Source organism: Rhodococcus sp. T9N, assembly GCF_024436645.1.
Lineage (GTDB): Bacteria > Actinomycetota > Actinomycetes > Mycobacteriales > Mycobacteriaceae > Rhodococcus_F > Rhodococcus_F qingshengii.
Window position 1 is genome coordinate 133,326 of sequence record NZ_JAMSKS010000001.1, and the last position, 21,360, is coordinate 154,685.

At 61.7% G+C, this 21,360-nt stretch carries 20 protein-coding genes; 11 read left to right on the top strand and 9 right to left on the bottom strand.

Annotation, left to right across the window (positions count from 1 at the left end; genetic code table 11):
• Positions 1 to 58: 58 nt before the first annotated feature.
• Positions 59 to 1,279, top strand: a complete 1,221-nt coding sequence (locus M1L53_RS00700; protein ID WP_054187510.1) for an SfnB family sulfur acquisition oxidoreductase — start codon at positions 59 to 61, stop codon at positions 1,277 to 1,279.
• 6 nt (positions 1,280 to 1,285) lie between these two features.
• Here the strand turns inward: M1L53_RS00700 and M1L53_RS00705 are convergent, their stop codons facing one another.
• Complete coding sequence (locus tag M1L53_RS00705) at positions 1,286 to 1,948, bottom strand: TetR/AcrR family transcriptional regulator (RefSeq protein WP_007730788.1); 663 nt, start codon at positions 1,946 to 1,948, stop codon at positions 1,286 to 1,288.
• A gap of 119 nt (positions 1,949 to 2,067) precedes the next feature.
• On the opposite strand from M1L53_RS00705, the gene M1L53_RS00710 reads away from it, so the two are divergent.
• Both M1L53_RS00710 and M1L53_RS00715 read left to right on the top strand, forming a co-directional pair.
• Positions 2,068 to 3,462, top strand: a complete 1,395-nt coding sequence (locus tag M1L53_RS00710; RefSeq protein WP_003942889.1) for an MFS transporter — start codon at positions 2,068 to 2,070, stop codon at positions 3,460 to 3,462.
• Between the two features lie 6 nt (positions 3,463 to 3,468).
• Complete coding sequence (locus M1L53_RS00715) at positions 3,469 to 4,464, top strand: ABC transporter substrate-binding protein (protein WP_054187511.1); 996 nt, start codon at positions 3,469 to 3,471, stop codon at positions 4,462 to 4,464.
• Here the strand turns inward: M1L53_RS00715 and M1L53_RS00720 are convergent.
• On the bottom strand, positions 4,451 to 5,278 hold the full coding sequence (locus M1L53_RS00720) for an AraC family transcriptional regulator (RefSeq protein ID WP_030536057.1): 828 nt from the start codon (positions 5,276 to 5,278) through the stop codon (positions 4,451 to 4,453). The two genes, M1L53_RS00715 and M1L53_RS00720, sit on opposite strands and share 14 nt — an antisense overlap.
• Positions 5,279 to 5,418: 140 nt before the next feature.
• Here M1L53_RS00720 and M1L53_RS00725 point away from each other — a divergent pair, with 140 nt between their 5' ends.
• Both M1L53_RS00725 and M1L53_RS00730 read left to right on the top strand, forming a co-directional pair.
• On the top strand, positions 5,419 to 6,087 hold the full coding sequence (locus M1L53_RS00725) for a DsbA family protein (RefSeq protein WP_007730785.1): 669 nt from the start codon (positions 5,419 to 5,421) through the stop codon (positions 6,085 to 6,087).
• A 146-nt stretch (positions 6,088 to 6,233) separates the two neighbouring features.
• Positions 6,234 to 6,665: a MarR family winged helix-turn-helix transcriptional regulator gene (locus tag M1L53_RS00730; RefSeq protein ID WP_003942924.1), complete on the top strand. Its 432-nt coding sequence runs from the start codon at positions 6,234 to 6,236 to the stop codon at positions 6,663 to 6,665.
• Between the two features lie 54 nt (positions 6,666 to 6,719).
• On the opposite strand, the gene M1L53_RS00735 is transcribed toward M1L53_RS00730, so the two are convergent.
• Positions 6,720 to 7,412: an alpha/beta hydrolase gene (locus M1L53_RS00735; protein WP_007730784.1), complete on the bottom strand. Its 693-nt coding sequence runs from the start codon at positions 7,410 to 7,412 to the stop codon at positions 6,720 to 6,722.
• 174 nt (positions 7,413 to 7,586) lie between these two features.
• Here M1L53_RS00735 and M1L53_RS00740 point away from each other — a divergent pair, with 174 nt between their 5' ends.
• Positions 7,587 to 8,495, top strand: coding sequence for an AraC family transcriptional regulator (locus M1L53_RS00740; protein ID WP_083471174.1), 909 nt, complete (start codon positions 7,587 to 7,589; stop codon positions 8,493 to 8,495).
• A gap of 2 nt (positions 8,496 to 8,497) precedes the next feature.
• On the opposite strand, the gene M1L53_RS00745 is transcribed toward M1L53_RS00740, so the two are convergent.
• From M1L53_RS00745 to M1L53_RS00755, 3 genes are read right to left on the bottom strand one after another with little or no spacing between them, the layout of a single operon-like run.
• Positions 8,498 to 9,226, bottom strand: a complete 729-nt coding sequence (locus M1L53_RS00745; protein ID WP_030536059.1) for a YdcF family protein — start codon at positions 9,224 to 9,226, stop codon at positions 8,498 to 8,500.
• Positions 9,227 to 9,281: 55 nt separating this feature from the next.
• On the bottom strand, positions 9,282 to 9,809 hold the full coding sequence (locus M1L53_RS00750; protein WP_007730781.1) for a hypothetical protein: 528 nt from the start codon (positions 9,807 to 9,809) through the stop codon (positions 9,282 to 9,284).
• Between the two features lie 60 nt (positions 9,810 to 9,869).
• Positions 9,870 to 11,153, bottom strand: coding sequence for a CdaR family transcriptional regulator (locus M1L53_RS00755; RefSeq protein ID WP_003943177.1), 1,284 nt, complete (start codon positions 11,151 to 11,153; stop codon positions 9,870 to 9,872).
• A gap of 136 nt (positions 11,154 to 11,289) precedes the next feature.
• Between M1L53_RS00755 and M1L53_RS00760 the strand changes: the two genes are divergently transcribed.
• Positions 11,290 to 12,165 (top strand): SGNH/GDSL hydrolase family protein, encoded by an 876-nt coding sequence (locus M1L53_RS00760; protein WP_054187512.1) that lies wholly within the window; start codon positions 11,290 to 11,292, stop codon positions 12,163 to 12,165.
• Between the two features lie 52 nt (positions 12,166 to 12,217).
• Positions 12,218 to 13,594 (top strand): MFS transporter, encoded by a 1,377-nt coding sequence (locus tag M1L53_RS00765; RefSeq protein WP_054187513.1) that lies wholly within the window; start codon positions 12,218 to 12,220, stop codon positions 13,592 to 13,594.
• 52 nt (positions 13,595 to 13,646) lie between these two features.
• Here M1L53_RS00765 and M1L53_RS00770 read toward each other — a convergent pair whose 3' ends face one another.
• Together M1L53_RS00770 and M1L53_RS00775 are read right to left on the bottom strand one after the other, a co-directional pair.
• A complete protein-coding gene (locus M1L53_RS00770) occupies positions 13,647 to 14,903 on the bottom strand; it encodes a hypothetical protein (protein ID WP_007730769.1) in 1,257 nt (418 codons plus the stop codon).
• Positions 14,900 to 16,228: a lipase family protein gene (locus tag M1L53_RS00775; protein WP_007730767.1), complete on the bottom strand. Its 1,329-nt coding sequence runs from the start codon at positions 16,226 to 16,228 to the stop codon at positions 14,900 to 14,902. The genes M1L53_RS00770 and M1L53_RS00775 overlap by 4 nt, the downstream gene beginning before the upstream one ends.
• Before the next feature lie 156 nt (positions 16,229 to 16,384).
• Here M1L53_RS00775 and M1L53_RS00780 point away from each other — a divergent pair, with 156 nt between their 5' ends.
• Genes M1L53_RS00780 through M1L53_RS00790 form a run of 3 tightly spaced genes read left to right on the top strand, consistent with a single transcriptional unit; the run spans position 16,385 to position 19,833 of the window.
• Positions 16,385 to 17,134 (top strand): succinate dehydrogenase cytochrome b subunit, encoded by a 750-nt coding sequence (locus M1L53_RS00780; RefSeq protein ID WP_047269404.1) that lies wholly within the window; start codon positions 16,385 to 16,387, stop codon positions 17,132 to 17,134.
• Complete coding sequence (locus M1L53_RS00785) at positions 17,135 to 19,087, top strand: fumarate reductase/succinate dehydrogenase flavoprotein subunit (protein WP_007730764.1); 1,953 nt, start codon at positions 17,135 to 17,137, stop codon at positions 19,085 to 19,087. It abuts the gene before it with no gap.
• Positions 19,084 to 19,833, top strand: coding sequence for a succinate dehydrogenase/fumarate reductase iron-sulfur subunit (locus tag M1L53_RS00790; RefSeq protein ID WP_003943253.1), 750 nt, complete (start codon positions 19,084 to 19,086; stop codon positions 19,831 to 19,833). The genes M1L53_RS00785 and M1L53_RS00790 overlap by 4 nt, the downstream gene beginning before the upstream one ends.
• A 3-nt stretch (positions 19,834 to 19,836) precedes the next feature.
• Here the strand turns inward: M1L53_RS00790 and M1L53_RS00795 are convergent, their stop codons facing one another.
• Positions 19,837 to 21,318 (bottom strand): anion permease, encoded by a 1,482-nt coding sequence (locus M1L53_RS00795; protein WP_030536065.1) that lies wholly within the window; start codon positions 21,316 to 21,318, stop codon positions 19,837 to 19,839.
• Positions 21,319 to 21,360 lie beyond the last annotated feature (42 nt).

Below are 21,360 nucleotides of genomic sequence, written 5' to 3' on the forward strand. Positions count from 1 at the left end.
AGCGATCACACAGGTTGTAAGTGTTGGGTGGGTGCTGCGACTGTGAAACGGTGGCAGCATGACTGCTGTGGACATTCAGGAGATCGCGCACCGCATCACCAGCGAGGACGAGGCGCTCTCGGTGGCGTCACAGCTGTCCGACGAGTTCGCGGCAGGTGCCGGAGTCCGCGATGCGCAGCGCCACCTTCCCCACGACGAGGTTCGCACCCTGGCGCGGTCCGGCTTGCTCGGACTCTCGGTGCCGAAGGAGTTCGGTGGCATCGACGCAAGCACCGAGACGTTGGCCGAGGTCTTCCGCCTACTCGCCGAGGGCGATCCCAGCATCGCGCAGATTCCGCACAGCCACTTCACTTTCCTGGAAGCGCTCCGGTACCAGGGGTCTAACGAGCAGAAGCAGTTCTTCTACGCCGAAGCATTGTCGGGCAAGCAGTTCGCCAACGCCCAGAGCGAGCGCGGCAACAAGACCATCGACATCGACCGCACCACTCTCACCCCCGACGGGGAAGACTTTGTGCTCGAAGGTCGAAAATTCTATTGCACAGGAGCACTTTTCGCAGATTGGATCGTGGTGCGTGCCGCCAATGCGGATCAATTCACCGAGACCGGCGCACAGGTGAAATCCGCGGTCTACCTACCCCCGAATACTCCCGGACTGTCGATCGTCGACGACTGGGACGGCATGGGACAGAAGACAACTGCAAGCGGAACTGTGACCCTGGAATCCGTTTCGGTGCCGCGGTTCAATGTCGTACCATTCACGTCGCTCTTCACTCACCCGACCACCTACGGAGCACAGGCCCAGATCCTGCACGCCGCGATCGACACCGGCATCGCGTCGGCTGCACTGCGTGAATCCGTGAAACTCGCGGCAAAGGCGCGTCCCTTCTTCGAGGCGAAAGTCGATACAGCGGTGGAGGATCCACTGCTCGTTCAACTCGCCGGCGAAGCGGCAATCGAGGTTCGCGCTGCCAGATCCCTCTTGGCGGAAGCAGCGCGATCGATCGACGTGGCGCGTCGTGATCCCACCGAGGACTCCACGGCCCGAGCATCCATCGACGCTGCAACTGCCAAAGTGGTCGGCGCCAGGGCGTCATTGGCGGCCACGAGCACTTTGTTCGAGATCGGTGGCACCAGAAGCGCGGGCGAATCGGCGAACCTCTCCCGATTCTGGCGTGACGCGCGCACGCACACCCTGCACGATCCGACGAGGTGGAAGGTCCAGCACATCGGCCGGTGGACACTGTCCGGGACAATCCCACCGCGGCACGGACTGCTGTGAACACACTCAGTCGGAGTTCATATATCCGCTGATCAAGACTTCCAGTCCTTCCAAGTAGCTCTCAGTCGTCGTCCCTCCCGGCCAGTCCTCGAGCACCTCACTGAGCACCGGCAGTTTCTCGGGCCCGATTTCTCGGATCTTGACCGCGAGAGGTGACACGCTGCCTTCCGGTCGCGTAGTGGTGTCGTAGATGTTGAGCAATGCGCCGAGTGTGTAGTTCCACAGCGCTCGATAGATCAACAGTGCGCGACGAGGTGACATACCGAGTTCGACACACGCGGCCATCGCCCGATCGACCAAGACCACAGCGCCGCTCCCACCACGGCCACCGCGCTGAAGCAACTCGATGATCCAGCGCTCCGACGCCAGCTTTTCGAAGATCGCGGTGAAGATCGTGCGAAGCCGTTCGACCTGATCCTGCGGCAGGACCAGCGCGCCGAGATCTTGTGAGTACACATCGAGCACCGCGCTGATCAGCTGTTCCTTGTCGCCCACGTGCCGGTACAGCGCCATCGGCGTGGTGCCGAGCGACTTCGCCAACGCGCGCATGCTCAACGCGTCGGCGCCGCCGGTCTGAAGCTGCCGTTTCGCCTCGTCGACTATCTGCTCCGACGTGATCGTCGGGGGACGTCCGAGCCGCGGTGATCTCGGTTCCATCTTTTCGGCCATCCGTCGATTGTGCGCGCCCCTGCTACGACGCTCTCGCCCGGGGAACCCCTTGCATCTCAGTCGCCAGCAAGGTAAACCTAACTACTTATGAGAACGCGTATACAAATTAGGTACCTGCAATGACAACAACAACTCGAGCGGTAGCCGCACCGGCTCTGGTCCTCACAGCCGCCGCGGCAGCGCAGTTCCTGGTGGCCTTCGACATGTCGGTCATCAACGTCGCGCTGCCCGACATCCAGGAATCGCTGAACTTTTCCGACGCCGGGTTGTCCTGGGTCGTCAACGCGTACGCCCTCGCCTTCGGCGGACTGCTGCTTCTCGGCGGTCGTCTGTGCGACGTGATGGGCACTCGTCGAGTTCTGGTTTCCGGGCTTCTGCTGTTCGCCCTCGTCAGCATCGTCGGCACCTTCTCCGTGTCCGCCGAAATGCTTGTCGGAGCTCGGGCGCTTCAAGGCGTCGGCGCTGCACTGATCGCGCCGGCCGGGCTCGCCGCCCTCAGTCAGGCCTTTCCCACCGGACGCGCCAGGGCCAAGGCATTCGGCATCGGCGCAATGTCGTCAGCACTGGGCGGCGCACTCGGTGTCGTCCTGAGCGGCATTTTGACCGAAGGGCTCAGTTGGCGATGGGTGATGTTCGCCGGCGCACCAGTGGCCCTGATCGCCGCAGTTGCCGGTGCCCGCGGCCTGCCGGCCGGCCAAGCCGCCAGAGGCGGCTCTCTCGATCTCCCCGGAGCCATCTTGGCGACGGCCGGAATCACCGCCCTTGTCGGCACAGTGATCGCCACGGAATCACATTCCTGGACTTCAGGTTACGTGCTGGGTGGATTCGCGCTCACGATCGCGCTGCTCACTGCTTTCGTTGTGGTCGAAAGCCGCTGCGCCACACCACTGGTACGACTGTCCACCCTGCTTCGACCCCGAATCGGACTGGCCAACGCCATCATGTGCCTGGTGTGCGCGGCACAGTTCAGCGCGTTCTTCTTCGTCTCACTCTTCCTGCAACGCGGGCTGGGCTATTCACCGACCACCACCGGTCTGGCTTTCCTGCCCTTCTGCTTCGGCCTGGTGATCGGCATCCTCGCGTCCACCAAACTCCTTCCGCGCTACGGAGTTCGACCGCTGCTCGTAGTCGGGACAGCAGTCGCCGCAATCGGAACTTTCATGTTTTCGACCATGAACCTCGACAGTCCCTTCTGGGCCGTCATCCTGGTGCCTTCGCTTCTGGCGAGCATCGGCATCGGTCTGTCGTTCATGCCGCTCAGTAACGTCGCCACCGCCGACGCTCCCCCCGAAGAAGTCGGCATGGCATCCGGGCTACTGAGTACATCGCGTCAGATCGGCGGTTCACTCGGACTAGCCGTTCTCGTGAGCGTCGCCGCTTCCTCGACGGCACGTTCGGACAGCGCGCCGACCGAAGCACTGGTTTCCGGATACTCCCAGGCCCTCTTCGTCTGCTCCGGCCTACTGCTGGCCGGTACCCTCCTGTCCTTCTTCTTCCCACGAATGGATCGTTGACCTCAGATGTTCACCACCCGAACCGCATTCGGCATCGTCTCGGCGCTTCTCCTGACCGTCGCCGGCGCAAGCGCGTGCAGCAGCTCCGCCGAGTCCGACACCGCCTCTGCAACTCGCTCCGTCACCCACGAACTCGGCACCGTCGAAGTTCCGGCCTCACCGCAGCGCATTCTCGCGCTCGACGAGTACGCGGGGTTGAGTGCACTCGCACTCGGCGTGAAGCCCACCGTCGTCTACAGCACCCTGCGATCGGACGTCGCCAAGTCGATTCTGGGCGAGCAGGGCGTCGAAGTTCTCGACAAGCCGACTTTCTTCGCCAACCCCGCCGTCGAGGAGATCGCGTCCGTCGAACCCGACGAGATCTTGATGAGCAATGCCGGTCCACTACCGAGCCTGTTCGCGCAGATCAATTCCGTGGCGCCAACCTTGGTCCTCCCGTACTCGGCGCCGTGGCGTGATGTGCTCGAACACGCTGGGGCACAGCTCGATCGAGGCAGCGAAGCTACCGCCATGATCGGAAAGCTGGAATCCGGCCTCGAAGGCGTCAAGTCCGCGGCTGCCGGCCAGAGCCTTGCGATCCTTCTCGGCTACAGCGGAAACCTGTTCACCGTGCCACCGACCACTCCCATCTCCACACTGGTCACCGAGGCCGGATTCACCAGGCCGGCATCGGAAGTCAACGCGACCAACAATCAAGACACCGGCACGATTTCCCCCGTCTCGCCGGAACTCCTACCCGAGCATGCGGCGCAGACCGTCGCCGTACTTTCCGGGCAGCAGTACGACGCATCCATCGTGCGAAACACTCCACTGTTCGACAACCTGACACCCGATCCGGCGCACGCTCTGGACGTCAGCGGTGATCTCTGGTTCGGCAGCCATCCTTTTGCCATCTACTGGATCATCCAGGATCTGGACGGCATCGCACATGGCAAGGGGCAGAACAGTATCGGAACCCTCGACAGCGCCGACGCGCGATGGGCGGCATTCAGCGCGCTCTGACGTCCTGACGGAAGGTCAGCGGAGAAACACCCACCCGGGTGGCGAAGAACTTCGTGAAGTTCGCAGAATCGTCGAACCCCAACTTCGACGCCACCTGGGTGACCGTGTCCGTGCCGAAAGACAGCAGACGTTTCGCTTCGAGAACCACACGCTGATCGATGTACTGCTTTGCCGTCATCCCGGCAGCGGCTCGGGTGGCCCGCAGCACAGTCTTCTCGGAGTACCCGATCTTGTTGGCGTACTCCGAAACCGAACGGACCGTGGCGAAGTCACGTTCGACAACGGCATGAAACCTTTCGAACACGTCATTGTGCGCCAGCACGGAACTCTGTTCCTGTCCACCGAGATGGGTCAGTTTCAACAGAATTGCTGTCAGCGTGTGCCGCAGAATGGCCGCGCGAACGACCGGCGCGGAAGTATCCGGGCAGCCGTAGTTCAGGTTCAGGTGTTTCATACCCGTGCTGATGGTCTCGAGGTTCTCGCCGGACAACTGCCACGCTGCCTGCCGACTGCGGGCGTTCCCGTCCAACAACTGCTGGCTGACGGCATCGAGCGACGAGGGCGTGAACAGAACAACCGTCGCCTCGAAGTCCTGGATTCGCCCCCACTGTTGCACCTGCCCCGGTCTGACCCAGAACACGGTCCCCGGGCTCACCGCGTAGTTCACGAAGTCGATGGTGTGTAGCGCCGAGCCCTCGGTCACCAGCGCGAGCAAGTGAAATTGCGGACGTTGGGGGCCGACGAACTCTGCGCTTCCCCCGTTGATGCGAATGGTGTCCAGGCTGAGTACTTCGATCTCGGTCGCGTCAGCCACCGACGATGCGTACCCGACGTCCCGGACGGGTACTTGTCTGTTTTTCACTAGTTCGGGACTCATCTTCACCGTGACCGAATACCCGAATGCGACATATCGTCAGGGTATCAATCAGTTCACGCTCGGATAGGAATCTTCCAGTGCAGACATCACGCTCGGAAACAGCAGGCAAGACGCAACTCACCTACGTCTTCGACGCCTATTGCGGGTGGTGTTTCGGCTTCGGCCCTGCGTTGACGGAGTTCGTCCGTCAAAATGCCGATTCCATCGACTTGTCCGTGGTCAGCGGCGGACTGTTCACCGGTGAGCGCGTCGCGCCCATGTCTTCGGCTCCGTACCTGAAATCAGCCAACGCGACCATCGCCGCCCAGACCGGCGCTGTCTTCGGTGACGGATATTCACAACTGGTGACTGATGGGCGGTTCGTCATGGATTCGACGGATGCAGCGATCGGACTCGCCGCACTGCGCGCGCAAGATCCGACACGCGCCCTCGACATCGCGGAGGCCATGCAGATCGCGTTCTACCGAGACGGTCGCAGCCTTTCCGATCCCGAGACGTACCGATCCATCGCGGAATCCCTCCAACTCGACCCATCTGCCGCGGTGTCTTCCCTGTTCACCGCCGCCTCGAAGGATGCCGCCCGCGCTGATTTCGTCCGAGCACGCAGGCTCGGCGCCACTTCGTTTCCGACGCTGTTGTTCCACGGGAGCGACGGGTCCGTCGTGAAATTCGGTTCTCCGACCAGTACCGCGGCCGATCTCACCCGCGACCTGAACACGTGCGTGCGGGCGTATGCGGTGGCTTGACCCACCCACCTTGCGAGCGAAAGGTACGCCCGGCGCCTTCAGTACGCCGAACGTACCTTTCGCTCAGCGTGACTTCACCCAAATCACTTCGGCCCCCCTTCTGGTTTGATGAACACCGAACGAATCGCACCAAAGGGGAAACGACAGTGGTTTCAGATCCGATCACGGGCCTGGAGATGGAACTTGCCGACATGTGGCAACGAGGACGCGCCCAGGCGCGCACCTATGCGCGCGCAATTCATCCCAAACTCGATCCGGCGCTCTACCCGGTTCTGGTCATCCTGAACCGTTCGGATGCGGTGCGGATGTCCGACCTGATCTGCACCCTCGATATCGAGAAGTCCACCTTGACCAGGCAAATCGACGCCGCAGCTCGACTCGGCCTGGTGGAACGAATCCCCGATCCCGACGACGCTCGCGCCAAGTTGGTAGCTCTGACCCCTGAGGCGCGAACGAAGCTCACGACCATCCGCAATCACCAGATAGATCGCTGGCGCGCCCGACTCGCGAAATGGGATACGGACGACATCACCACGCTGACAGCGCTGCTTCACCGACTGGGCAGTTCCGAGGACTGACGACAAATTAGTCGTGATGGGCAGCCCACTCGAACAGCCGGACGATTTACGCCGTCACGACAATTCTGCAGCAGCACGCAGGATCAACTGGGTGACCTCGTGCGGGTGGGACGCCAAGGATGCATGGCCTGCGTCGAGTTCCTCGATCTCGCGGGCACCGATACGCTCTGCCATCCATCGCTCGGTTTCCGGCGGAATCATTCGGTCCTGCCCTGAAACCTGATACCAACTGGGCTTCCCACGCCATGCCGGCGGCCCTGACGGGTCCGAGAAGCACTGACCCGCAATGGGTTTCTGCGTCAGTGCCATGACCAATGCTTCCGTGTCGTCGAGATCCTGACTGAAACTCTCCTGAAACTTGTCCGGGGCGATCCACAAGAAGCCCTCGGCGTCCGGCGCGATGTTCGCCGCGCCCGCCGGCTGATCCGTGCGGGCGAAGATACTTCCCAGGCTGTCACCCTCGTCCGGCGCGAAGGCAGCGATATATACCAGTCCCACAACGTTTTCCGCATGACCCGCGCCTGTGATCACCGCGCCGCCGTACGAGTGTCCGACCAGCAGGGTCGGGCCGTCCATCGATTCGGCCAACTTCCTGGTCCGGTCCACGTCGTCGGCGAGCGAAGTAAGCGGATTCTGGACCGCAACCACTCGATGCCCGGCGTTGTGCAGGGTGGGTATGACGTGACGCCAATGAGAACCGTCTCCCCAGGCTCCATGCACCAGAACGATGTTTACCTTCTCTGTCATGACCAACTCCTCCAGATACGCAGTGCGACGAATACTCCGACGATCGGCAAGCCTTCGAAACCCAGACCTTGCCTGTTACCCACGTTAAGGGGATCCTGGATCAATAACCATGACCAGATTGCCAAGTTTTTGTGCAGAAACGCCGAATGCTCAAGACATCGGAGTGATCGATCCATGAGGACAACATCATCACAGCGGTACGTACCCACCACCGACGAGACTCGAACCCGGGACACCCTCTCGCACGTTCTCGAAGTCGTCCACCTTCGCGGTGATCAGATTCATCGCTGCGTCCACGGCGAGAACTTCACCGTGGAGGTACCCACGGGGGTGCGAGCACTTCACATTGCCGAGCACGGTGACATCGTGATCAGAACGCAGGGCAAAGCCCCGATCGAACTCGGCCCCGGGGAACTCGTACTGTTACCCCATGGGCATGCTCATACGATCGAGAATGCGATGCTGATGCCCCCGAAAAACGAAACATGTTGGCTTTTCGGTACTTTCACACTCGACGACGTCGCAGCGCAGCGACTGCTGTCCGTTCTGCCGGACTTCGTCGAACTGCGCGCGACACAAGGGACCCCGGTCGAGTGGCTCGATGTGAGCAGCCGACTGTTGGGCGCCGAGGTGGACGATCCGAAACCTGGTTCCTCCGTGATGGTTTCCCGGATTCTCGACCTTCTCTTCGTCCAGATCCTCAGAGCGTGGGCTCGAGCGGACGGATCGAACGGCGGATGGTTGACCGCAGCAATGGATCCACGAATCGGGCAGGCCCTCGAGGCCGTCCACAACGACCCGTCACGCAACTGGACCATCGACGAACTGGCGACGCTGTCCACCCTGTCGAGATCGTCTTTTGCGGAGCGCTTCTCGCGACTGGTCGGCCAGACGCCCGGCGCTTACATCACCGAGCGCCGACTCGACCGTGCCGCCGAACTACTCGTGCAAACCACCGAGCCGGTCGGAACCATTGCGATAACTGTCGGCTACGAATCCGATGCCGCGTTCAGCCGCGCCTTCCGTCGACGATTCGACGCCTCGCCGTTGAACTGGCGAAAGTCCAACTCCCACAATCACTGACGTCAGGTCGCAGCGATTACGCCTGCGACCGGGATCCGGCCGAGAACTGCTACGCGGAAGTCCACCATCGCGCGCTCCACGTGATTGGCGCTCGAGACCACAACCACGCCGGTCGCGCCTCGATCGGCGAGAATCCGCGCAGAGTTGATCGCATTCTCGACTGTCGACCACGAAGTTCCCTCTTCGGTGATCCGGCCCGGGTTGACGCCGTTGGCAACGAGCCATTCGCGCATCGCCCTGGCTTCCGTTACTCCGGCCTTCGGAGCCCCACCGCTTGTGATGATCGGAGACTGCGGGTACTGACGGGCCAGCTGGAGCGCCGCCTGAAGCCGGTCGACCAACATCGGACGCATCGTGCCGTCGTCGAAGAGGCCGGCACCCAAGACGACGATGTTCGTGCCCACGGGGTTGAGGTCGAGCAGCACGGGCGACTGGCGTGTCAGCGTCTCAGCACTCGTGCACGCAAGAATGAGAGACCGCACCGGTGTTTGGCAGCCGCCCACCGTCGACAGGATGCCGTTGACGACCGTCGTCGGAGTGATGTCGGCACTCGCTGTCGCCGGCGACAATCCCACTCCGGCTGCGGCGATTACCGAAGCAGCAATCAATCCCTTCGTCAGAGACCTACGAACATTTGCCATGTAGCCGAACCCCCAGATTGTCGATTGTCCAGCCCACGGTAACGAACATTTCGTCGCGATTGCATCATTTGACTCAAATTTACTGTTCACTGACCGTCACACAGATTAAACATAAATATTGGGCAACAATTCGGGTTCGAAACCGTCATCTACCAGCATCTCGAATCGACGCGCCTGCCGCGTTACCGATCTGAGCTGCAGCATCCCCGAGCAGGCCGGCGACACTGAACGGCAACAATTCGTTGTTGCAGATCACGATGTTGCATCCGGGTGTTCCTGCTCTCCCCGTCCCGACCATCGTGTCGAAGATCAATTCGGGGTTCGCGAAGCCGACGAGCTGTGACGGATCGTCGATGAGCGGACCACCCGACCCATGCACGGGAGGCCCGACGTACGGCGGCGGTGGAACGTCCACGATCGAAGCGACGACAAGCCGCAAGAACTCCTGGAGATAGAGATCCCGAGGCGCGTTCTGCCACACCGGATGCGAAACATACTTGCTCACCGGCGCATTCACGGAGTAGAAGTCCTCGCCCGCGTTCACCCAGGTCAAGAAGCCGTACCCCCCATTGGACGGAGAGGGCGCGGACAACTCGTCGAGGTAGGCGGAGTCGATCAACGTCTGATCACGCCACGCGCCTCGTTGCACCATCAGCTGACCCAGTCTGGCCATGTCTCCCGGCCGGATTGCCAATCCGAGAATCAGACACGTTCACAGAGAACCACAGACGCATCACGTTTGGGAAGAGTCCGCCTCCATTCCGAGCGCGCGACGCGCTCCCAGCGCCATGGTGACCTGTACAAGATCTTTCGGTGACGACAGGTCAAGTCCCGTCAGGGAACTCGCTTTACGCAGGCGGTACACGACCGTGTTCGGGTGTACGTGCAACTGCCGAGCGGTGGTAGCTCGATCGAATCCGGAGTCGATGAAAGATTCGAGCGTCTCGAGCACGGCAGGATCGGACTCCAACCGCGACAACACATCTGCGAGGATCGGCAGCGCAGCGCTCGGGCGGGTCAGTTGATACTCGACTGCAAGATCCTCGAGACGCACGACCCCACTTGTACGGCCGTACTTTCGGGCAACGTTCAGCACCTCGCGCGCCTGCGACACCGCTGCGGGAATTGCCGGCGGTGCCGCGACATGTACGGCGGCAACCGTCGATGCACCGATGACCTTCTCGAGATCACCCAATCGTCGACACAATGAAAGATACTGCGGACTCGACGCCCAGTTCCCCTCAGCGGGTTCCGATTCCACAATAGGAATCAGTACGGCTCCGCCACTGCTCCCGAGCACCCCGAGCGCTTTGTCACGCCCCACCTGATCAAGCTCTCGTTGCAGGTGGCGCACCTTTCTCCGCTCGGCGACGGCAGTGTCCACCTCGGTCGAGGACTCGTCGTCATTCCGTTCGACGTGCAGCGCCACCACCCAGTACAGGCGCGCCAACCTGATGCCCACATCGTCGGAGACCCGATCAACATCGACACCCGTCGAAAGTGCTACGAACAATGACCTTCGCGCAGAATCCTCGTCCGTCTGGGTGGCGTGGTCGGAACCGTAGCCGGCAAGAACCGCCGACGCGGAGGCCGCGGTGTATGCATTCAAGAGTCGTCCGGTGCGGGCAAGTGCGACACCGTCTTCCGGGACCGCCCATTCGCTGATGGTCTCCCACCACAGCCCGGCAGCCAGGTGATATGCCCGCAGCACCTCACCGAGCGGAACCAATTCCTGAGCCCGTTGGCGAGCCGATTCGCTGATGTCGGCGAGCAACTCGGGCGCCAGATCGGCGCCGGTCCGCAGCATCGAAATGAACAGTTCCAGATTGCGCCTCACGATGGTGGTGACGTCGTTACGTAATGCCTCGTCAGGGAGCAACCGGTAGAAGGTGACGTCGCGGTGGACCAGATCGACTGTCTCAATGACCAGTGGATGGGTGCGTTGCGCCAGTCGGTCGGCCAGAGATCTGCCACCAACCAGGATCGGCTCGAACGGCAGATCTTTGTTTCCTGACACAAAACCCTCCACAGAATTGAATTGCCACCACAAGGCCGACCTGCCTTTTTCCTATCACTATGTAACCCACGCCACTCACGAATTCACAATCATCGGCGTAACTGGAAGTCCCACCTTCGACCAAGAGGAGCCTCGAGTGACGTGGAAAACGCGCAGCGCAGCCATTCTGGCAGGCGTCGTGGCTGCCGGTTCGATCGCGGCTCTCGGGACCGGTGTGTCGAGTGCCGAGACACCGGTCAGCACTATCCAGTACGTCGCACTCGGCGATTCCGCGGCGGCCGGCCCACTGGTCACCGCGCAGGACTCGTCGTCACCGGGCTGTCTACGATCACTCGACAACTACCCGTCCGTGGTGGCGCGAGAACTCGGCGCTGAACTCACGGATATGACCTGCTCGTCGGCGCGATCCGCCAACGTCACGGACACCGCACAATCGACGTTCTCCGGTCAAGTATCACCGCAGGCAACAGCATTGGGGCCTGATACCGACCTCGTCACCATCACCATCGGTGCCAACGACATCTCGTTGTTCCCGACAGTTCTGAGCTGCGTCAATCCACTCCCCGAACCCGCCGGAACGTCCTGCCGTGACAAGTTCACCTCCGGTGGCGTCGATCAACAGCGACAAATGATCGAAAATGCGTCCACAGGTTGGAGTTCCATGATCGAAGTCGCGCAGGATCGAGCACCGTCGGCGCGCATCGTCGTGGTCGGATACGGAACATACATCCGTGGTGGCGGCTGCCCCGGCACTCAGCCGTTCTGGCCGCGCGACGCCGACTATCTCCAGAGTGTGATCGACTACGGCAACACGGTCATGGCAGCAACTGCGGCCCGTCACGGCGTCGAGTACATCGACATCACCGAAACCACTGCCGGGCATGACATCTGCACAGACCCTGCCACTGCTTACTACACGGGAATCGTCCCTACCCAGCCGGCGGTTCCACTGCATCCCACTGCGGCCGGGATGCAGGCGATCGGGAAAACGGTCGCCGACGCTCTGTCCTGAGCCTCTCCCCCAACACAATTCATTCAGCACTCGCGAAAAGGGTGGAACAATCATGTCAATTCAACGAGACGCTCCGCCGCTGCCGTCCATCGACGGCGCCCCTGTCGGAACACGTGACAAACTTCTCGGCGGCACACTCGTCGCCCTGTTTCTCGCGAACATGCTCAACTTCTTCGACCGGGCGATCCCCTCGGTCGTTGCCGAGCCGATCAAGAACGAGTTTTCGCTCAGTGACTTGCAATTGGGATTGATCACCTCTGCATTCACCCTCGTCTACGCAGTCGCAGGACTGCCTCTGGGCCGGTTGGCCGACACGAAGAACCGTCCCAAGATCATCGGGATCGGACTCCTGGTGTGGAGCGGACTGACGGCAGCAACCGGTGCCGCCGGCAGCTACGTGCTGTTCATCCTCGCGCGTCTCGGCGTCGGTGTGGGCGAAGCGACCTTCACACCCGCAGCAAACTCGATGATCGGCGATATCTACCCGGCGGAACGACGCTCACGCGCACTTGGTGTCTTCATGCTCGGTTTGCCAATTGGCCTCATGCTCGCCTACTTCACCGTCGGCAAGATCGCCGAGGCATTCGACAGCTGGCGTGCACCGTTCTTCCTCGCGGCGATTCCCGGTGTCCTGCTGGCAGTCGTGCTCTACCGCATGGCAGATCCGGTTCGTGGTGGTTCCGAAAGTCCGGAGGCCCGCGCAGCCGCTGTTTCACAGGCACCGATCACCCGCCCGATCCGTCGTCTGCTCGCAATTCCCACGCTTCGTTGGCTCATCCTTGCCGGGCTGACGTTCAACTTCGCCGCCTACGCAGTGAATTCGTTTGTCGTCCCACTGCTCATGCGCCAGTACCACCTGAAACTGACTGCGGCGGCATCGGTCACGGGCATCATCGTCGGAATCACGGGCCTGATCGGATTGCTTCTCGGCGCTCGCTACGCTGACAAGGCCAGCGCACGCTCACCACGCGCACGGTTGATGATCGGTGTCGGAACCTCGGCATTGGCGGCACCTTTGACGGCGCTGGCACTGTTGCAACACGGCGGAAACGTCGTGATGTTCACGCTCTTGTTCTCGGCCGGGTGGCTTCTGGCCTACGGCTTCTACATCAGCGTCTACCCTGCCATTCACGACGTCGTGGTTCCCAGGCTCCGCGGCACTGCGACGGCGCTGTTCTTCGCTGCCATGTACCTTCTCGGCGGATTCTCCGGACCGGTTGCCGTTGGAGCGATCTCGGACTGGTTCGCCAAGCGTGCACTTGCAGATGCCGGTACCGGGAAGTTGGCTCAGTACGCCGGCGACGGGTTGAACTCGGCCATGTATCTCGTGCCGATCATGTTGGCACTCACCGCGGTATTCATCTACCTGGCTACCCGCACTGTCGGCAAGGACTCCGCGCGCATGCAAGCAGAGCTGAGCCAGGCCTGACCGACAAGTTCACGGGCGGTGGCGGGACCCTGAGGCCCCGCCACCGCCGAGTTCAGTTGACCGTAATCGCCAGAGTCGACAACATGGACCGCAACATGTCCGGCAAGCGAGCGATCATTCGCTGCTCGGTTATCCGAACGGAGACGGGCGCGGCCAGCGTCGCTCGCCACAGTTCCGGTTGATTCTTCATCAGGTTGTTGTAGACCGGGAGCAACTGATCGTTGATGTAGGTCCAACGACCATCCCGGTCCGCCCAGTTGAAGTCCGGAAGCGGCGTTTGCACAACAGCATTGCCCACCGCGAACGAGAGCGGGTTCGACTCGCGTGGCGGCACGACGCCAGGCATCGACGGTGATGCGGCGAAGGTGGTCAAGTAAGTCAACGAGCGACCAACGCTACCGCGGTAGGCCTTCGCCTCGTCCCACTGATCACCCACCGACTGGTACTGCTCCCTTCGCAGCAGACGCACATTGCCGTCGAAGACCGATTCCGGTGTCCCCGAAGCAATGTTGTTCCACGCGATACGGGCGTTCTCGTCGAGCAGCCCTGCGCGATCGAGTTCGGCGATGCCGTCGACACCGTCGTGAACCCACGCCATGTGCATGGGAATCAGGTCCGAGAAGATGTGTTTGCTCATCGCAATCACTTTCCCCTGGAACCACATCACGTCCTCGGGGCGAATCTCGTGGCCGACCTCGAGAAGTGCCGCAATGTCCTCGGGTGCTCCCATCGACGATGCAACCGGCGACCCGATGCGGTCGATCTCTCGCCAGACCAGTGCCATCGCCTCGCTGATCGCTTGGACTTCCAGCACAACCCGCCCGTAGTCCAAGTCGAGGAGTCCACCGGCGAAAGCGGGCCCGACCATTCCTCCCATACCTGCCCACTGCAGCTCTCGATGCTCAAGCTGGAGTCGCTCGTAGAACTGGAAAGTGTTGGTGAGGTTTCCGAGATTCGCGTGCACACCGTCGAACGGAGTCCACGAAGCGAGATCGATACCTGCCGACTCCGTCCCGACCGCGAGCCAGTACTGCTTGAGCAGTGTCTGATAGCGATGCGGATCCACTCCCGAGGCTCGGGCGGTATCCACCAAAGACCGCAGCGTCGCGGAATCCGATGGCAGAGAAGGATGCAGGCCGCCCGTGGCTTCGGCGTTTGCGTTCACTGCTTCCAGGTCGAGGTACCTGTCGAGCTCACCAGCACCCGCGGACGCCCTGCCTCCCAGTACGACGGCACCGCCGATACCTGCCGAAGCAACGAGAACCGTGCGCGCAAAATCCCTGCGCGTCAGAGACTTCCGCAAGCTCATCGTCCCTCGGCTTCGTCGAACGTCTTTGCCAGCCAGGCGATGTCCTGCATACCCAGCTGATCGGTCACCGTCTTGTACAGGTTGGTCACGTAATCGAGCGGCCCGCAATGCGACGGGAGCAGGTCCACGTTGCCGCCGTCTGCTCGATATGTCTGCGCCAATTGCTCTGCCTCACTGAAGGGAACGAGAAAGTCGTCCTCACAGGAAGAAATCAGAAGCTTGGAAGCCGGCGCCTGCTTTCCCAACGTGTTGTCCGCGTACGCCGCGGCCAGCGCAGGGATCGTTCGGGGCGAAGGGTTGGTGAGTAGGACGTCGAACGGAACGAATGGGAGTCCGAGGTAGAGCGCCTGGCAGGACGCGCGGAAGGCTGCGGCGACGTTGTGACCGATCGGAGTCAGATGGTCGTCGAGCCGAACGTCGGGGTAGCCCGCGTCGAATCCGAGAATGCTCGAGAAGACGAATCCGGAACCGATCCCACCGGCCGCTGTTTCCTCGAACGTTGCCGGGTCGATCATCATCGCCTGAATGGCACTGGCCTGGACGTTCAGTTCCGGCGCATATTCATGGGCCTGTTCCGCGGCAAAGCCCGCTGCGACACCGCCTCCGGCGACACCGTAGATGCCGACAGGGGTGTCTGATTCGAGGCCGCCTTCCGGAAGCGCGAGTGCTGCCCGAACGCCGTCGAGCGTTGCCTTCCCTGAGAACTGTCCGATCGAGAACGGATGGGGAGCAGTGTCGCCGTCGTTGCCGACGTCGCTCATCATCACTGCCCAGCCGTGGCCGAACATCTGAGCCACCGGGCCGAGCGCCGAGAACATCGCCGGGTCGCTCTGATTGCCGCCGGTCCACTGGTGACTTGGTGCGCAGTTCGCGCCGAGGCTGTCGTTCGCCTCGGCGTATCCGATGATCTTGCGATCACCTGGCGCAGTTCCGTCCTCGGGAATCATCAGAATTCCGGTGCTGATCACCTGCCGACCGAAGTGATCAGTGGTGGTGTACATCAGTTGATGAGCCGAGACCACGTCGGGGCGGACCTGGTAGACCTGCACGCTGACCGGACGCGCTTTGAGAAGTGTGCCGGGGGCGGTACCCGGCTCGATTTCGGGTTCGTCGAACCACGGATCATCGGACGAGAGCCCGAGTGGAGTCAATTCGGTGGAAATGTCAGCGCCTTGGAGTGCCTTCACGACCAACGGATTGAACACGTCGGCCAGGTCGACGGTCTCCTGCGCACCAGCCGGCGACCCCACCGCAAACAAGGCCACTGCCAGGGCCGATGCCGTTCCGGCGCGCCATGACCACCGTCGCCACGTCGAGTCAAACATCGTTCACGAGTTCCTTACTTTCGGGTAATGAGCACCCCTACACTCCCATTCACCTGCATTAACAGACAAGTCGGGCACCCATCCGTTGGCCGAAAACCCCGATCGGGCTTAGGCTGACGGCACCTGTCCGGCAAGTCTGGCGTGGGAGGTTTGTCTGTGAGTGCTCCGACCCGTGTATCGCGAGCTACCGGCGATTCACTCCAAGCTCGACCGCGGCCGTCCAACATCACGTGCAAGATTCTGATGGCCGTGACAGGACTGATCTTCGCCGCTTTCGTTCTCGTCCACATGATCGGAAACCTGAAGGTCTACACCGGTGCCGATCACTTCGACGACTACGCACACTGGCTACGAACGGTGTTCGAACCCTTCCTGCCTTACGAGGGACTTCTGTGGATTCTTCGCATCGTCTTGCTCGCGTCATTGGTCGCACACGTCTGGTGTGCCTGGCTGCTCACCGTCCGCGGACGCCGAGCTCGAGGAAAATTTCGACGTAAAGGTCTGGGAATCAAGTCCTTTACAGCGCGCACGATGCCCGTCACCGGAGCTGTGCTGCTGCTATTCGTCATTTTCCACATACTCGACCTCACGACCGGAACCCGACCCATCGGCAGCAGCGAGTACGAAGCGGCCACGCGCACACAGAGTTACGCATACGACAATCTGATTGCCAGCTTCGAGCGTCCGCTGGTGGCAGCGTTCTACATCGTCGCGATGGCTCTGCTGGCAATGCACCTCGCACACGGACTCTGGAGCGCGGTCAACGATCTCGGCGTGACCGGCCAACGACTGCGCCAGATTGGCGTTGCACTCTCCGGAATCTTTGCGCTCGTCGTGATGGTCGGAAACATGTCGATCCCCATCGCGGTCATGACCGGCGCCATCTCGAAGACAGGAGCGTCATAAGTGAACAGCTTCGAACTCGACGATCTGCGCAGCATCGGGACACCGGTGGACGGTAAGGTCCCGGCCGGCGATCCGGCGACGGCCTGGCCCACTCGCAAACTCGACTACAAGCTCGTCAGCCCACTCAACCGGCGCAAGTTCACGGTCATCGTCGTCGGTACCGGCCTCGCCGGCGCGGCCTGCGCCGCCTCCCTCGGTGAACTGGGCTACCACGTCGAGTCCTTCACCTTCCACGATGCACCCCGCCGTGCACACAGTGTCGCCGCGCAAGGAGGCATCAACGCTGCTCGCGCTCGAAAAGTGGACAACGACAGTCTCGCCCGCTTCGTGAAGGACACGGTGAAGGGCGGTGATTTCCGGGGCCGTGAGGCCGACTGTTTCCGTCTCGCCGAAGAATCCGTACGCGTCATCGATCACATGAATGCCATCGGGGCACCGTTTGCTCGCGAGTACGGCGGCACTCTGGCCACCCGATCCTTCGGCGGCGTTCAGGTGTCGCGCACGTACTACACGCGCGGGCAGACAGGCCAGCAGTTGCAGATAGCGTCGTCGCAGGCACTGCAGCGTCAGATCGCAGCCGGAACGGTCAACCTACACACCCGAACCGAGATGCTCGATCTCATCGTTTCGGACGGGCGAGCACAAGGGATAGTCACACGCGATCTCGTGACCGGTGAGATCGGCGCCACCACAGGCCATGCCGTCGTACTGGCATCCGGCGGCTACGGAACCGTATTCCACAAGTCCACACTTGCGAAGAATTCCAACGCCACGGCCGCCTGGCGAGCGCACCGACGCGGTGCGTTGATGGCTTCACCCTCGTTCATCCAATTCCATCCGACGGCACTTCCCGTCAACTCCGAGTGGCAGTCGAAAACCATTCTGATGAGCGAATCCCTGCGCAACGACGGCCGGATCTGGGTACCGGCCAAGCCCGGAGACGATCGTGAGCCCGGCGACATTCCCGAAAACGAACGCGACTACTACCTCGAGCGCAAATATCCGGCGTTCGGGAACCTCTCTCCCCGCGACGTCTCTTCACGGGCCGCCCGCGAGCAAATCGACTCCGGTCACGGCGTCGGCCCTCTGAAAAACAGTGTGTACCTGGATTTCCGCGATGCGTTGGCACGGCTCGGCCGCAAGACCATCGAGGAGCGATACGGAAATCTGTTCTCGATGTATCGCGACGCCACCAGCGAAGACCCCTATACGGTGCCGATGCGCATCGCCCCCGGAGCCCACTTCACCATGGGAGGACTGTGGAACGACTACGACCAGATGACCTCCATCCCCGGCTTGTTCGTCGGTGGTGAGGCAGGCTGGGGATACCACGGGGCCAACCGCCTCGGCGCCAATTCGTTGCTCTCGGCATGCGTCGACGGCTGGTTCACCCTCCCGTACGCGATTCCGAATTATCTTGCGCCGCTGCTCGGATCCACTCCACTCGAACTGTCCGATCCCGCTGTGACGTCGACGCTCACTGACGTGAGGGGTCGGGTGGACCTGCTGCTCTCGGTCGGCGGAACACACGGCCCCGACAGGTTCCATCGACAACTGGGCGAGATCCTCTATGCGGGTTGCGGTGTCACCCGAACGGCCGAGGGCTTGACCAAGGCGATCGCCGAAATCCGCGCACTGCGAACCGATTTCTGGTCGAACCTGCGAGTTGCCGGCAGCGGAAACCAGTTCAACCAGGAGTTGGAAAGGGCCGGCAGGGTAGCCGATTTCCTCGAGCTCGCCGAACTGATGTGCGTCGATGCTCTCGATCGTGACGAGTCCTGTGGAGCGCACTTTCGTGCCGAACATCAGACTCCCGACGGCGAAGCGCAGCGAAACGATCAGGACTGGTGCTTCGTCTCCGCGTGGGAAACCGCCCAGGACGGCAGACACGTTCGACACGACGAGCCGTTGTCCTTCACCGCTGTTCCACTGCAGACGAGGAACTACGTATGAAAATCACCGTGGACGTGTGGCGCCAATCCGGACCTGAGTCGTCCGGCGCATTCGACACCTACCAAATAGACGACGCGACGGTGGAGATGTCGCTGCTGGAGCTCCTCGACCGACTCAACGACCAACTCGTGGAGAGCGGCAACGAACCCATCGCCTTCGATTCCGACTGCCGAGAAGGGATCTGCGGGTCCTGCGGCATCACGGTCGACAATGTTCCCCATGGACCGGTTGCGAACACTCCCACGTGCCGTCAGCACCTGCGTAGCTTCTCCGACGGTGACCGAATCAAACTGGAGCCGTTCCGCTCCGCAGCCTTTCCAGTGGTCCGCGACCTCGTCGTCGATCGCTCTGCGCTCGACCGGGTGCTCGAAGCCGGTGGATACGTTTCGGTCAATGCAGGAACCGCGCCGGACGCAGACAGTCAGCCGCTCTCGCATCAAAGTGCCGAAGCTGCACTGGACTTCGCCGCGTGCATCGGCTGCGGCGCTTGCGTGGCAGCCTGCCCGAACGGTGCCGCGCACCTCTTCACCGGGTCCAAACTGACCCACCTGTCTCTCGTCACGCAGGGCCGCAACGAACGTGGCAAGCGGGCCCGAGCGATGTCGCACCAGATGGAGGCCGATTTCGGGCCGTGCTCGACCTACGGTGAATGTGCGCAGGTGTGTCCCGCGGAGATACCGCTGACCGCGATTGCCGCTGTCAACAAGGAATCGATGCGATTCGGATTGCGGCGCAAGGACAACTGATCGTCACCAGGCGCCGATCAGCTTCATCCACGCGCCGCCGATGATCGTCCAGATCAGGATGATCACGACGCTCATCACGAAACCGATTCGGAACCATTCCGAGGTCTTGATGTATCCGGAACCGTAGATCACTCCGGCCGGACCGGACGCGTAGTGCGAGATACCGCCGAACAGGCTGCCGATGAAGCCGAACACCAGGGCCGAGAACAGCGGCGGTGCACCGGTTGCCACCGCCGCGCCGAGAAACACCGCGTACATCGCGACGATCTGCGCGGTGTTCGACGCAAACAGATAGTGCGCGTAGAAGTACACCAAGGTCAGGATCGCAAAAGCCCAGATCCACGGCAAACCGTCGACGCTCGAGGAGACCTGGGTTCCGATCCACGAGATCACGCCGAGTTCTTCGAGATGGCTTGCCATACCGACCAGAACGGCAAAGAACACGAGCGTCTGCCACGCCCCGGTGTCGTGGACCAGGTTGTTCCACGTCAGCACCTTGGTCACCAACAGGATGCCGATTCCGACGAATGCTGTTGTAGTGGCATTGACGTTGAGCTGCGAGCCTAGGCACCAGAGCACCAGCAGCAGAACGAAGGTGGCGGCCATGATCTTCTCGTTGCGGCTGATCGGACCTGCCTTGCGCAGTTCCTCCCTGGCTTGCTCGGGTGCTTTCGGAGTCTTCAACATCGTGGGCGGGAAGATCTTCGACATCACCCACGGGATCGCGATGAGACTCGCAATTCCCGGAACCGATGCTGCCAGCGCCCATTTGCCCCACGAGATGTCGATGCCGATCTTGGCAGCCGCATCGACGGCGACGGGGTTACCCGCCATGGCGGTGATGAACATCGCGGAGGTCACGACGTTGACTTGCAGCGACGTGAGCAGCAGATATGCTCCGAGCTTCTTGCGAGAGTCCTCGGGCTCGGGATTGGAGTCCTCCAACTTGCTCAGTGAGACGATGATCGGATAGACGACGCCACCAGCGCGGGCGGTGTTCGACGGTGTCGCCGGAGCAAGTATCAAGTCCGTCAACGCCATTCCGTAGGACAAACCGAGGCTCGACTTGCCGAGCTTGGTCACGAACATGAGTGCAACCCGTTTCCCGAGTCCGGTGACCAGGAAGCCTTCGGCAATGAAGAACGACGCGACGATCAGCCAGATCGTGGTATTGCTGAAGCCGGACAACGCTTCCGTCGGCGTCTCGGTCTGGGTGATCATGGCGATCGACAGGCCTACCAGCGCCACAGAACCCGTCGGCAGAGGCTGCAAGATCAACGCCACGATGGTGCCGACGAAGATTCCGAGCATGTGCATGCCCTTGGGATCCACACCGTCCGGAACAGGCATGAAATAGATGATCAGGCCGAGGATGACGGGCACCGCAGCCGGGTAGTACCGCCTGAGCACCGATTGTTTCGACGGCTCCGCCGGCGGTGTCGTCTCAGAAAAAGACTCAGTGCTTTCGGATTTGGCCTCGGACATTTGCATCTCCTCGACTTGTCGCCCCAGGTGATCGCCCCAGAT